The following is a 13,621-nucleotide window of genomic DNA, read 5'->3' on the forward strand; positions in this document are numbered from 1 at the left end:
TTTTTCGTTTCCGTCTGCGCCGGAAGTGGGGCGAATTATAGACACCTCACAGAGGGCGTCAACCGTTAATTTCAAAAATCTGCAATTCGACTGCTGAGCCCCAACAAATGCGGGAGATCCTCTTTATAGACGATCTCCCGCCACGGGAATTTACAAGCTGGGAAAAGCGAATTGCGACGCTTCATGGCTCGCACGTTGCGGCCAGCGCTGGGTAATTGCCTTGCGACGGGTATAGAAGCGCACACCATCGGGACCGTACGCATGCAGGTCGCCGAACAGGGAACGCTTCCAACCACCAAAGCTGTGGTAGGCCACCGGCACCGGCAGTGGAACATTGACCCCGACCATCCCCACTTCAATCTCGTCGCAGAACAGACGCGCCGCTTCGCCATCGCGGGTAAAGATGCAGGTGCCGTTGCCATATTCGTGATCGTTGATCAGTTGCATGGCCTGCTCAAGGCTGTCCACGCGCACGATGCACAGCACCGGCCCGAAAATCTCTTCTTTATAGATACGCATCTCTGGCGTTACGCGATCAAACAGGCAGCCACCCATGAAGAAGCCCTGTTCATGCCCGGCAACTTGAAGGTTGCGCCCGTCCACCACCAGAGTCGCGCCCGCCTGCACACCTTCCTTTATATAGCCGCCGACCTTGTCGCGATGCTGCCCGGTGACCAGCGGCCCCATATCCAGGCCACAGGTCGTGCCCGCGCCGATCTTCAGGCTCTGGATTTGCGGAACCAGTTTGGCCACCAATGCATCAGCGATCTGATCGCCAACGCATACCGCGACCGAAATCGCCATGCAACGCTCGCCGCAGGACCCGTAGGCGGCGCCCATCAAGGCACTCACGGCGTTGTCCAGATCGGCATCCGGCATCAACACCGCATGATTCTTGGCACCACCGAGCGCTTGAACGCGCTTGCCCCGCGCTGCGCCTTCCTTATAGATGTACTCGGCAATCGGTGTGGAACCGACGAAGCTCAGTGCCTTGACCTCCGGCGCTTCGATCAGCGCATCGACCGCGACCTTGTCACCGTGAACCACATTGAGCACACCCTTCGGCAGCCCCGCTTCATGCAGCAGCTCGGCAATCAACAATGTGGAGCTGGGATCGCGTTCCGAAGGTTTGAGGATGAAGCAGTTGCCACACGCAATGGCCAGCGGGTACATCCACAGCGGCACCATGGCCGGGAAGTTGAACGGGGTAATACCGGCAACGATACCCAGCGGCTGAAAGTCAGACCACGCATCGATGTTCGGCCCGACGTTGCGGCTGTATTCACCCTTGAGCACTTCAGGCGCAGCGCAAGCGTATTCCACGTTTTCAATACCACGCTTCAGCTCGCCCGCCGCATCTTCCAGGGTCTTGCCGTGCTCTTCACTGATCAATTGGGCAATACGTGACTCATTCTGCTCAAGCAGTTGCTTGAAACGGAACATCACCTGAGCACGCTTGGCCGGCGGCGTATTGCGCCACGCCGGAAAGGCAGCCTTGGCCGAGTCGATTGCCTTCTGGACTGTTTCGCGATCGGCCAGCGCCACGGTGTGGATAACCTGCCCGGTCGACGGGTTGAAGACATTGGCGCTACGACCTTCAGCAGAAACGAACTCGCCGTGGATCAGGTGTTGAATGCTGCTCATGGAAAACTCCGGATAAAGGCAACGGGCGTGAATCAGCTCACACCCGATGCGATAAAGGCACTTATATAAGAAGAGAGCCTGCCAGCGCGGTCAGTCGATCAGGTTGAGGGTTTCGCCGACGGCATCGAACAATCGATCCAGATCCTGCGCCTGGCTGTTGAAGGTCGGTCCGAATTGCAGGGTGTCACCGCCGAAGCGCACGTAGAAACCGGCTTTCCACAGCTTCATGCCTGCCTCGAAGGGCCGCACGATGGCGTCGCCGTCACGCGGTGCGAGCTGGATGGCACCTGCCAGACCGTAATTGCGGATATCGACCACGTTTTTCGAGCCCTTGATACCGTGCAGCGCACGTTCAAAATGCGGCGCGAAGGCTGCGGCCTGCTGCACCAGGTTCTCCCGCTGCAGCAGTTCAAGCGCCGCCAGCCCGGCCGCACAGGCTACGGGGTGAGCGGAATAGGTGTAGCCGTGAGGGAATTCGACGGCGTACTCCGGCGTCGGCTGATTCATGAACGTTTGATAGATCTCGCTGCTGGCGATTACCGCGCCCATGGGGATGGCGCCATTGGTGATCTGCTTGGCGATGCACATCAGGTCAGGCGTGACCCCGAAACTGTCGGCGCCAAACATCGAGCCCGTACGACCGAAGCCGGTGATGACTTCGTCGAAGATCAGCAGGATATTGTGCTGATCACAAATTTCACGCAGGCGCTTGAGATAGCCCTGCGGAGGAACGATCACACCGGCCGAGCCTGCCATGGGTTCGACGATTACCGCAGCGATGTTCGACGCATCATGCAACTCGATCAACTTGAGCATCTCGTCAGCCAGCGCGATACCGCCCGCCTCGGGCATGCCCTTCGAGTACGCATTGCTGGCCAGCAGGGTGTGCGGCAAGTGGTCGACGTCCATCAACTGGCCGAACATCTTGCGGTTGCCATTCACTCCGCCCAGGCTGGTGCCCGCCACGTTCACACCGTGATAGCCGCGTGCCCGACCGATCATCTTGGTCTTGGTCGCCTGGCCTTTCAGCCGCCAGTAGGCACGCACCATCTTCACCGCCGTATCCGCGCACTCGGAACCCGAGTTGGTATAGAAGACGTGGTTGAGATTGCCCGGCGTCAGGTCGGTAATCTGTTCTGCCAGCTGGAACGACAGGGGATGCCCGAACTGAAAGCCTGGTGAGTAATCCAGCACACCCAGCTGCCGGGACACGGCTTCCTGAATTTCCTTGCGCGTGTGCCCAGCCCCGCATGTCCATAGACCTGAGAGTGCATCGTAGATCTTGCGCCCCTTGTCGTCTGTCAGATAGCTGCCATGCGCGGCCACGACCATGCGCGGGTCGCGCTGGAAATTTCGATTCGCGGTGTAGGGCATCCAGTGAGCATCAAGCTTCAACTGATGGGTGACAGGCACATCGGACACTTCGAACATATTCATGGGAGCAAGCCTCGCAGGCGCTAAACGAAAGGTCATTGCAGCCAAGGTGCCACGCGGCTAAAGTTCATGAAACCCGCCTTTTATGATCTTTGGTTTGGTAATCACTAAACAATGAATATCCGTCGCTCCGATCCGGTGTCGCAGGTCAGTGATTTTGATATCCGCTTGCTACGCCTATTCAAAAGCGTCGTCGAGGCGGGCGGCTTTTCTGCGGCTGAAAGCGTGCTCGGCATTGGCCGATCAGCGATCAGCCAGCAGATGAGTGATCTGGAGCAACGCCTCGGCCTGCGCCTGTGCCAGCGAGGCCGCGCCGGCTTTTCACTGACCGACGAAGGGCGCGAGGTCTATCAGTCGTGGTTGCAATTGCTCAGCGCGCTGGAAAGTTTCAGGACAGAGGTCAACGGCCTGCACCAGAACCTGCGCGGCGAGCTGAACATCGGCCTGACCGACAATCTGGTCACCCTCCCCCACATGCGCATCACCCATGCCCTGGCCCGGCTGAAAGAGCGCGGTCCGGGCGTGCACATCAACATCCGCATGATCGCCCCCGCCGAAGTCGAGCGCGGTGTACTCGACGGCGGCCTGCATGTCGGCGTCGTGCCGCAGGCCAGTGCCTTGCCGGGGCTTGAGTATCATCCGTTGTACAGCGAGCGTTCGCTGCTCTATTGCGCGGTCGGGCATCCCCTGTTTTACGCCGAGAATGCCACGCTGGATGACGCACGTCTCGCACAGCAGGAAGCCATTGCTCCGACCTTTCGCCTGCCCAACGAGATCCAGGACCACTATCAGGCACTGACCTGCACGGCCAGTGCGTCCGACCGGGAGGGCATCGCCTTCCTGATTCTGACCGGCCGCTACATAGGCTACCTGCCCGATCATTACGCCAATGCCTGGGTGCAGGAAGGCAGGCTGCGCGCATTGAAACCGGATTCGAAGTTCTACGACCTCAATCTGGTGACCGTCACCCGCAAGGGCCGGCGCCCTCATTTGGTGCTGGAGAGCTTTCTGGAAACACTTGCCGCTACCCGATGACACATTTCTGCCCTGCACCTGGCCGGTTCGCCGACGCTGCAGAGGCATTGAAAGCGCTATCAGGCTGATATTTATTGAAATAAATGGACTCAAATAAAAATAAGCTGAGCAACTGGACAGTTTTTTGCAGTAGTCCCGAACAACGACACGCCAGCACATGGCATTTCCCCGTCCGAGAACTCGCCATGCAGCCTGAAACACTCGACAACGATGATCTGATCTACGGCCTGAACGACCGCCCCAAACCCTGGACGGCGATATTGGCCGCGTTCCAGCACGTTCTCGCCAGCTTCGTGGGGATCATCACCCCGCCCCTGATCATCGGCTCGACCCTTGGACTGACACAGTACATGCCGTACCTGATCAGCATGGCCTTGATGGTCTCGGGCACCGGCACCTTCATCCAGGCACGCCGCCCGTTCGGTATCGGCGCGGGCATGATCTGCCTGCAAGGCACCAGCTTCGCCTTCCTGGGCGCAGTGTTGTCCGCAGGTTTTCTGGTCAAGCAGCGCGGCGGCAGCCCGGAGGACATCATGGCGATGATTTTCGGCGTGTGCTTTTTCGGTGCCTTGGTGCAGATCGCGCTGAGTCGCTGCATTGGCCAGTTGCGAAGGGTCATCACGCCACTGGTGACCGGTATTGTCATCACGCTGATTGGTGTGAGCCTGATCAAGGTAGGCGTGACAGACCTGGGCGGCGGCTTCAACGCACCGGACTTCGGCGCCCCGGTTAACCTGGCGCTGGGCGCGTTCGTGCTGGCCGTGATCATTGTGCTCAATCGCTCGAATACGCCCTGGGTACGTTTGTCAGCCATCATCATCGGCCTGGCGGTGGGCAGTCTGGCCGCATGGTTCAGCGGCAAACTGGTGCCGCAACCCCTTCACGACCTGCCGTTGATCAGCGTTCCAATGCCCTTCCGCTTCGGCTTCAATTTCGACTGGAGCGCTTTCCTGCCTGTCGCGCTGATTTATCTGATCAGCAGTATCGAGACGGTCGGCGACCTGACCGCCAACTGCATGCTCGCGCGCCAGCCCATCAGCGGCCCGAGTTACCTGGCGCGCCTCAAGGGCGGTGTACTGGGTGATGGCGTGAGCTGCATGATCGCCGCGACCTTCAGCGCATTTCCCAATACCACCTTTGCGCAGAACAACGGCGTGATCCAGTTGACTGGCGTTGCCAGTCGCTATGTCGGGCTGTACATCGGCGCGGTGCTGTTCGTGCTCGGGCTGTTTCCGCACATTGGTGCCATCGTCCAGCAGATCCCCAAGCCGGTGCTCGGCGGCGCAACGCTGGTCATGTTCGGCAGCGTCGCGGCCGCCGGGGTACGCATTCTGGCCCAGTCACCGCTGGACCGACGCAGCATGCTGATCATTGCCACCTCATTGGGTGTCGGTCTGGGTATTGCGGCGCAACCTGCGCTGCTGCATCAGTTGCCGAAACTGGTGCAGAACCTGTTCGATTCGGCCATCACCAGCGGCGGTATCACGGCCATTGTCATGTGCCTGCTGATTCCGGAAGGCAAAGTCGCCGTCGTTCCGACCGCCGATGCAGCGGAACCCAAACCTGTGGAGCAACCACGATAACTTTACTTGCCGCGCCCGCACCGACGCTTGCGAGATGCTCGCCGGTGCGCTATCTGTTCATTCGTCGCGCCCTACGACCTGTCCGGAATTGCCCATGACCCTTGAAGTCCCCGCACACAGCGCTCACGTCACCAAGCCTGCAAGCCGTATTCGTCAGAAGAACGAAGAAGCGATCATCCAGGCAGCCGAAGATGAATTTGCCCGCCACGGTTTCAAGGGCACCAGCATGAACACCATCGCGATCAAGGCCGGGCTGCCGAAAGCCAATCTGCATTACTACTTCACCAACAAACTCGGCCTGTATGTCGCAGTGCTCAGCAACATCATCGATTTGTGGGACAGCACCTTCAACCACCTCAGCGTGGAAGACGATCCGGCAGAGGCGCTGGCCCGCTATATTCGCGCCAAGATGGAATTCTCGCGCCGCCAGCCACAGGCTTCGCGGATCTTCGCCATGGAGATCATCAGCGGCGGCGAATGCATGAGCGAGTATTTCAGCCAGGATTACCGCCTGTGGTTCCAGGGCCGGGCAGCGGTCTTTCAAGCCTGGATCGACGCCGGCAAGATGGACCCCGTCGACCCGGTGCACCTGATCTTTCTGCTATGGGGCAGCACCCAGCACTATGCCGACTTCGCCTCGCAGATCTGTCGCGTCACCGGTCGTTCTCGACTGACTCGCCAGGACATGGATCAGGCCAGCAACAATCTCATTCGAATCATTCTCAAAGGTTGTGGGCTCACCCCGCCAGCCTTGTAGAATCGTCGCCCTGACGTCAGCTGGACACACGCATGCCTTTTACCCTGATCGGCCCTTGCGAGTTTCGTGAAGAAATCCGCAAGAGCCGCTTCATCACCCTCGCCGCCCCCATCTCCAGCCCGGCCGACGCACAGGCGTTCATCGAACAGCACAGTGACCTGAACGCCACCCACAATTGCTGGGCCTGGAAGCTCGGTGGCCAGTATCGCAGCAACGATGACGGCGAACCGGGCGGCACTGCAGGCAGGCCGATTCTGGCCGCCATCGAAGCGCAGGAGTTCGATCAGGTCGTGGTGCTGGTGATCCGCTGGTACGGCGGCATTCAACTGGGGACCGGCGGCCTGGCCCGCGCCTATGGCGGCGGTGCCAACAAATGCCTGCAGCAGGCCGAGCGTCTGCCGCTGATCCAGCGCGCGTCGTTCCACCTTGAATGCAGCTTCAGCGAGCTGGCGCTGGTCAAGCTGCGTCTCGGCGAACTGAACGGTCTGGTGGAAAGCGAAAACTTCATGGCCAACGGTGTGCAGATGTCCATCGCCATCGGCCCCGAGCACACCGACACCCTGCAGCGCCAACTGGCCGATCTGAGTCGCGGCAGAATCCTTCTGCACCCAGCGCCGGAGCAATAGCCGGAGCCTCTGAGCCACATGTCACAATTGCCCACATCTACTGTGCATCCGGCTGTGGATAAGCTGAGCACACTCCACCGCGAGCCTTGCCGGGCTTGCGTTTCAGGCGAATGATCGTTTTTTGAGCAATTGCCGGGCGTGGATCCATAAAGAGTGCAAAAACAGCCTGTTAGCGCTTCTTAGTGCCTTTGGATGTTAACCGCCGCCGCATTATTCTCACTCAACCGGCTTGCGCACAGTATCTGTGGAAGAACCTGTGGATAACAGGTGCAAGGGTCGCGCATTGCTTCAGCGCACCGCCCTCCACGTCCGCTGTACATTTTTTGTTCAAATCAAAGGGCCACATTGGCCCGCGCCAGGCAAGCACGCCCCGAACTGGTGCTGAAACGAGCGCCGTCGATAGGCGAAGACCGGTGACAGAGCCGAAAACTCCGTGCCTGGCCTTGATTCAGCGCACCGGACGCGAATCCTGACTCCTTGGCCAGGATTTTGCTTTATCCACACGCGACCCACTTCTGCCTCAGAGCCTTTCATGTCAAACCACGCGATAGCTGCGCGCCTGCAACTGCGCCACATCACCAAACGGTATCCCGGCTGCCTGGCCAACGACGCTGTCGACCTGACGATTCAGCCCGGAGAGATTCACGCCCTGCTGGGTGAAAACGGTGCGGGCAAAAGCACGCTGATGAAGATCATCTACGGCGTGACGCAGCCCGACACCGGGACGATCATCTGGCAAGGCCAGGCGCAGACCATGCGCAATCCGGCACAGGCCAGAAGCCTGGGCATCGGCATGGTGTTCCAGCATTTTTCGCTGTTCGAAACCCTCAGCGTCGCGCAAAACATCGCGCTGGCGATGGGCGCAGCGGCGGGCACGCCCAAGCAACTCGAACCGCGCATCCGCGAGGTCTCACAACGCTACGGCATGGCAGTGGAGCCCCAGAGGCTAGTCCACAGCCTGTCGATTGGTGAGCGGCAGAAAGTCGAGATCATTCGCTGCCTGATGCAGGACATTCGCCTGTTGATCCTCGACGAGCCCACGTCGGTGTTGACGCCTCAGGAAGCCGATGAGCTGTTCGTGACTCTGCGGCATCTGGCCCGAGAAGGCTGCAGCATTCTGTTCATCAGTCACAAGCTGGGCGAAGTGCGCGCGCTGTGTCACAGCGCGACTGTACTGCGCAACGGCAAGGTCTCCGGGCACTGCATTCCCGCTGAATGCTCCGATCTGGAACTGGCGCGCTTGATGGTCGGTGATGCCGAAGGGCTGACCGCGCAGTATGAGAAAGTCAGCGGCAGCACAGCCTTTTTGCGCATCGACAAACTGTCCTGGCACAACCCGGACCCGTTCGGCTGCTCACTCAAAGACCTCAGCCTGGAAGTACGCAGCGGCGAAATCGTCGGTATCGCGGGCGTGGCCGGGAATGGTCAGGATGAGTTGCTGGCGCTGCTCAGCGGCGAACAGACCTTGCCCCATGCCCAGGCGGCGACCCTGCGTTTTGAGGATGCCCCGGTCGGCAACCTGCGGCCCGATGCGCGGCGCAAGCGTGGCCTGGCATTCGTCCCGGCCGAGCGCTTGGGGCATGGCGCAGTGCCGGAACTCAGTCTTGCCGACAACGCGCTGCTTACCGCCTTTCAGCAAGGGCTGGTGAACAATGGCCTGATCCAGCGCAGCAAGGTGCGCGCACTGGCTGACGAAATCATTCGGCGCTTTGCGGTCAAGACCCCGGATGCGCAGGCCCCGGCGCGCAGTCTGTCGGGCGGCAACCTGCAGAAATTCATCCTCGGCCGGGAAATTCTGCAAAAGCCGAAACTGTTGATTGCCGCGCATCCCACCTGGGGCGTGGATGTCGGCGCTGCGGCGGCGATCCATCGGGCGCTGATTGCCTTGCGCGACGCGGGGGCCGCCATTCTGGTGATCTCCGAAGACCTGGACGAGTTGTTCCAGATCAGCGACCGACTCGCCGCCCTGAGTGGCGGACAGCTTTCCGACCTGATCCCCACTGAACAGACCAGCACCGTGCAAATCGGCGGCTGGATGGCGGGACAGTTCGATCATTCTCAAACCCAAGCCCACGTGCCTGGTTAACGGAGCAAAACATGCTGCTTTCTCTGGAACCGCGCGGCCAGCAATCGCGCGCGATGTTGTGGTGCTCCCCTTTACTGGCTGCGGTGCTGACCCTGGTCTGCGGTTCACTGCTGTTCATCGGCCTGGGCCTGAACCCTTGGGTGACGCTGCACACCTTGCTGATCGCGCCGGTCAGCGACTGGTACGGCCTGTCGGAATTGATGGTCAAGACCCTGCCGATTCTGCTCTGCGCGCTGGGTCTGGCGGTCGCCTATCAGGCGCGTATCTGGAACATCGGGGCGGAAGGCCAGTTGCTGCTCGGCGCATTGGCGGGCAGTGCCGTGGCGGTGAATATCATAGAGATGGAGAGTCGTTGGGCACTGGTCATGGTGCTGCTGGCCGGCACCCTCGCCGGCGCGGCCTGGGCGGGCGTGACCGCCTGGCTGCGCACGCACTTCAACGCCAATGAAATCCTCACCAGCATCATGCTCAACTACATCGCCCTCAACTTGCTGCTGTACTTCGTCCACGGGCCGCTGAAGGACCCGGCCGGCATGAACTTCCCGGAGTCAGCGACCTTCGGCGACGCCAGCCGTCTGCCGCTGTTGATGGAGGATGGCCGCGCGCACATCGGCGTGTACTTCGCCCTGTTTGCGCTGGTCGCGGTGTGGGTGCTGCTGCAACGCAGTTTCGTCGGTTTTCAGATCAAGGTGCTGGGCCTGGACAAGCGTGCTGCCGGGTTTGTCGGCTTTCGAGAAAAACGCCTGGTCTGGCTCGCACTGTTGATCAGTGGCGCGCTGGCCGGGCTGGCCGGCGTATCGGAAGTGACCGGGCCGATCGGTCAACTGGTGCCGCAGGTCTCGCCAGGTTACGGCTATGCCGCGATCACCGTGGCCTTTCTCGGCCGCCTCAACCCCATCGGCATTCTGTTCTCCAGCCTGTTGATCGCCCTGCTGTATCTGGGCGGAGAAAGCGCGCAAATGACCTTGAACCTGCCGTTGGCAATCACGCAGTTGTTTCAGGGGATGATGCTGTTTTTCCTGCTGGCCTGTGATGTGCTGATTCTCTATCGCCCACGTTTGAAACTGCACTGGGCCAAGCGCCAGATGACAGCCGTCACAGGAGCCGCATGATGGATATCGACCTGTTGAGCAACATTTTCTACGCCATGGTCCGCTGCGGAACCCCCTTGCTGCTGGTGGCGCTGGGCGAACTTATCTGCGAAAAAAGCGGCGTCATCAACCTCGGTCAGGAAGGCATGATGCTGTTTGGCGCAGTGATCGGTTTCATCGTCGCCCTGAACACCGGCAACCTCTGGCTGGGTGTGCTGCTGGCGATGCTTGCAGGCATGCTGCTGTCGGCACTGTTTGCCCTGGTGGCACTGGTGTTCAACGCCAATCAGGTCGCGACCGGGCTGGCGCTGACCATCTTCGGCGTTGGCCTTTCCAGCTTTGTCGGGGCCGCCTGGGTCGGCAAACCGTTGAGCGGTTTCGAACCGGTGGCCATCCCGCTGCTCAGTGACATTCCGCTGATCGGCCGCATGCTGTTTGTCCAGGACTTGCTGGTCTACCTGTCCTTTGCGCTGTTTGCACTGGTCGCCTGGGCGCTGCTGAAAAGCCGCGTCGGGCTGATTATCCAGGCGGTCGGCGAAAATCCCGATGCGGCCAGCGCCATGGGCTTGCCAGTGTTGCGTGTACGCACGTTGGCCGTGCTGTTCGGCGGCGCAATGGCTGGGCTGGCCGGGGCCTACCTGTCGCTGGCCTACACGCCGATGTGGGCAGAAAACATGAGCGCCGGACGCGGCTGGATAGCCTTGGCGCTGGTGGTGTTCGCCAGCTGGCGCGTGTGGCGTCTACTGCTCGGTGCGTACCTGTTCGGCCTCGCCAGCATCCTGCACCTGGTCGCGCAAGGCATCGGCCTGGCCATCCCGTCCAACCTGCTGGCGATGCTGCCTTACCTCGCCACCATCATCGTGCTTGTCCTGCTCTCCCGCGACGCCCTGCGCACCCGACTGTATGCGCCGGTATCGCTGGGCCAGCCTTGGCGGGCGGGGCATTGAGGAGCTAGCGGCGCAGATAGTTGACGCAGAGCGTCACGAACGGCATTCCCACGCTGGAGCGTGAGGAACGATAATCCTGAAACTATCAGGCATGCCGTTCCAGTGATTCCCCTGAACGTTTTCGGCTCGCGAAGATTCCAACAGGTCATGGGCAGGAGTACGCTGCAAGGTCGAAACTTTCGAGAGGCCTTGCTGGCACTGCCATGGAGTCCGTCTCTCAATCTGCCAAGGAATCATTCATGACCACTACCAAGAAAACCGCCCTGATCATCGGTGCTTCACGTGGCCTGGGCCTCGGGCTGGTGCAGCGCTTGACCGAACAGGGCTGGCACGTCACCGCCACCGTACGTGATCCGCAAAACGCTGAAAACCTGAAAGCGGTCGAGGGCGTGCGCATCGAAGCGGTGGATCTGGACGAAACGGCCTCGCTTGAAGTGCTGGTCCAGAAGCTGCGCGGTGAAGTGTTCGACGTGCTGTTCGTCAATGCCGGCATCAGTGGCGCGGCACACCAGAGCGCTGCGAAGTCGACCGCTGCCGAACTCGGGCAGTTGTTCCTGACCAACGCGGTGGCACCGATTCGTCTGGCCGAACGCTTCGTCGATCAACTTCGTCCCGGCACGGGCGTCCTGGCGTTCATGAGTTCGTGGCTGGGCAGCGTCACTTGCCCGGACGGCGCAAACCTTGCGTTGTACAAGGCCAGCAAGGCTGCACTCAATTCGATGACCAATACCTTTGTCACCGAGCTGGGCGAGAACCGTCCTACCGTTTTGTCTATGCATCCGGGCTGGGTGAAGACCGACATGGGCGGCGAAAATGCCGCCATCGACGTGATGACCAGCACCACTGGGCTTGTCGAACAGCTCAATGCCTACGCCGGCAAGGGCGGCCATCACTTCATCGACTACCAGGGCAAGACGATTGCCTGGTAATCGGCTGCTCGACTAGAATCGCCGTCCTTCGCCGGGGCGCACCCGACCCCGGCGACCCTGGATCAGCAGACAGGACAACACTGAGCTGGCTAACCTGAACCTGTCTTTCAGAGGAGCCGGCCCATGCCTTCGATCCGTATCTGGTTGAAAAATCCCCTTGCCGTGTTCACTGCTAATGACCTGGACGCCCGTGGCGGTCTGGTGATCGAAGGCGGCGTCATCACTGAAGTGCTGGCCGCCGGGCAGTTCCCGTCAAAGCCCTGCACTCAGACGTTCGATGCCCGTGAGCATGTGTTGCTGCCGGGGTTGATCAACACGCACCATCACTTCTATCAAACCCTCACGCGGGCCTGGGCACCAGTGGTCAATCAGCCTTTGTTCCCTTGGCTGAAAACCCTGTACCCGGTATGGGCGCGCCTGACGCCGGAGAAGCTCGCGGTCGCCAGCAAGGTGGCACTGGCCGAGTTGCTGCTGTCCGGGTGCACAACCGCTGCTGACCACCACTATCTGTTTCCCGACGGGCTTGAACACGCTATCGATGTTCAGGTGCAGAGCGTTCGGGAGCTGGGCATGCGCGCGATGCTGACGCGCGGTTCGATGAGCCTGGGCGAAGCGGATGGAGGCTTGCCGCCGCAGCAAACCGTGCAGCAGGGCGAGGTGATTCTGGCCGACAGCCAGCGTTTGATCGAGACCTACCATGAGCGTGGTGACGGCGCGCAGATTCAGATCGCCCTGGCACCCTGCTCGCCGTTTTCGGTCACGCCGCAGATCATGGCCGAGAGTGCGGCCATGGCCGAAAAACTCGACGTGCGCCTGCACACCCACCTGGCTGAAACCCTCGACGAAGAAGACTTCTGCCTGCAACGCTTCGGCCTGCGCACCGTGGATTATCTGGACAGTGTCGGCTGGTTGGGACCGCGTACCTGGCTGGCCCATGGCATCCACTTCAACCCCGACGAAATCGCCCGTCTCGGCGCAGCAGGTACGGGTGTCTGCCATTGCCCGAGCTCGAACATGCGCCTGGCCTCCGGCATCTGTCCGACCCTGGACCTGCTCGCTGCTGGCGCGCCGTTGGGGCTTGGGGTCGATGGTTCGGCGTCCAACGACGCATCGAACATGATCCTGGAAACCCGCCAGGCGCTTTACCTGCAACGCCTGCGCTACGGCGCCGAAAAAATCACTCCGCAGCTCGTGCTGGGCTGGGCCACCAAGGGGTCGGCGCAATTGCTGGGACGCACTGACCTCGGTGAACTGGCGGTGGGCAAACAGGCTGATCTGGCGTTGTTCAAGATGGACGAACTGCGCTTTTCCGGCAGCCATGATCCGCTGTCAGCGCTGTTGCTGTGCGGCGCGGACCGTGCCGATCGGGTGATGATCGCAGGACAATGGCGAGTGATCGACGGCCAGGTCGAAGGCCTGGACATCAAGCAGTTGATTGCCGATCACAGCCAGGCCGCGCGGGAGTTGATTGGGGGCTGAACGTGCGGGG

The 13,621-nt window shown here is 60.8% G+C and carries 11 protein-coding genes; 9 read left to right on the forward strand and 2 right to left on the reverse strand.

All coding sequences use genetic code 11. From position 1 onward, the window contains the following. Positions 1-150: 150 nt before the first annotated feature. Entirely contained in the window at positions 151-1,644 is a 1,494-nt protein-coding gene (locus ACW55A_RS25105; protein ID WP_455809339.1) for a CoA-acylating methylmalonate-semialdehyde dehydrogenase, read from the reverse strand. A gap of 90 nt (positions 1,645-1,734) precedes the next feature. Continuing rightward, complete coding sequence (aptA, locus tag ACW55A_RS25110) at positions 1,735-3,081, reverse strand: omega-aminotransferase AptA (RefSeq protein WP_499140656.1); 1,347 nt, start codon at positions 3,079-3,081, stop codon at positions 1,735-1,737. A 111-nt stretch (positions 3,082-3,192) separates the two neighbouring features. On the opposite strand from aptA, the gene ACW55A_RS25115 reads away from it, so the two are divergent. The 9 genes from ACW55A_RS25115 to ACW55A_RS25155 all read left to right on the forward strand — a co-directional run bounded on the left by ACW55A_RS25115 (position 3,193) and on the right by ACW55A_RS25155 (position 13,611). Beyond that, positions 3,193-4,113, forward strand: a complete 921-nt coding sequence (locus ACW55A_RS25115; RefSeq protein ID WP_498811840.1) for a LysR family transcriptional regulator — start codon at positions 3,193-3,195, stop codon at positions 4,111-4,113. Between the two features lie 185 nt (positions 4,114-4,298). Continuing rightward, positions 4,299-5,696: a uracil-xanthine permease family protein gene (locus ACW55A_RS25120; protein WP_044309518.1), complete on the forward strand. Its 1,398-nt coding sequence runs from the start codon at positions 4,299-4,301 to the stop codon at positions 5,694-5,696. Between the two features lie 94 nt (positions 5,697-5,790). After that, positions 5,791-6,453, forward strand: coding sequence for a TetR/AcrR family transcriptional regulator (locus ACW55A_RS25125; RefSeq protein WP_003318629.1), 663 nt, complete (start codon positions 5,791-5,793; stop codon positions 6,451-6,453). A gap of 32 nt (positions 6,454-6,485) precedes the next feature. Continuing rightward, positions 6,486-7,079: an IMPACT family protein gene (locus ACW55A_RS25130; protein ID WP_455809341.1), complete on the forward strand. Its 594-nt coding sequence runs from the start codon at positions 6,486-6,488 to the stop codon at positions 7,077-7,079. Between the two features lie 532 nt (positions 7,080-7,611). Further along, positions 7,612-9,165 carry an ABC transporter ATP-binding protein gene (locus ACW55A_RS25135; protein ID WP_248696015.1) on the forward strand — a complete coding sequence of 518 codons (1,554 nt, stop codon included), beginning with the start codon at positions 7,612-7,614 and terminating at the stop codon, positions 9,163-9,165. A gap of 11 nt (positions 9,166-9,176) precedes the next feature. Further along, on the forward strand, positions 9,177-10,277 hold the full coding sequence (locus ACW55A_RS25140; protein WP_003431845.1) for an ABC transporter permease: 1,101 nt from the start codon (positions 9,177-9,179) through the stop codon (positions 10,275-10,277). Further along, entirely contained in the window at positions 10,274-11,203 is a 930-nt protein-coding gene (locus ACW55A_RS25145; RefSeq protein ID WP_498811852.1) for an ABC transporter permease, read from the forward strand. Before ACW55A_RS25140 ends, ACW55A_RS25145 begins: the two co-directional genes overlap by 4 nt. A gap of 239 nt (positions 11,204-11,442) precedes the next feature. Further along, a complete protein-coding gene (locus ACW55A_RS25150) occupies positions 11,443-12,132 on the forward strand; it encodes an SDR family oxidoreductase (protein ID WP_054995097.1) in 690 nt (229 codons plus the stop codon). A gap of 123 nt (positions 12,133-12,255) precedes the next feature. After that, positions 12,256-13,611 (forward strand): 8-oxoguanine deaminase, encoded by a 1,356-nt coding sequence (locus ACW55A_RS25155; RefSeq protein WP_455809343.1) that lies wholly within the window; start codon positions 12,256-12,258, stop codon positions 13,609-13,611. The last annotated feature ends 10 nt before the right edge of the window (positions 13,612-13,621 follow it).

The organism is Plantibacter cousiniae (nom. nud.) (assembly GCF_977070315.1).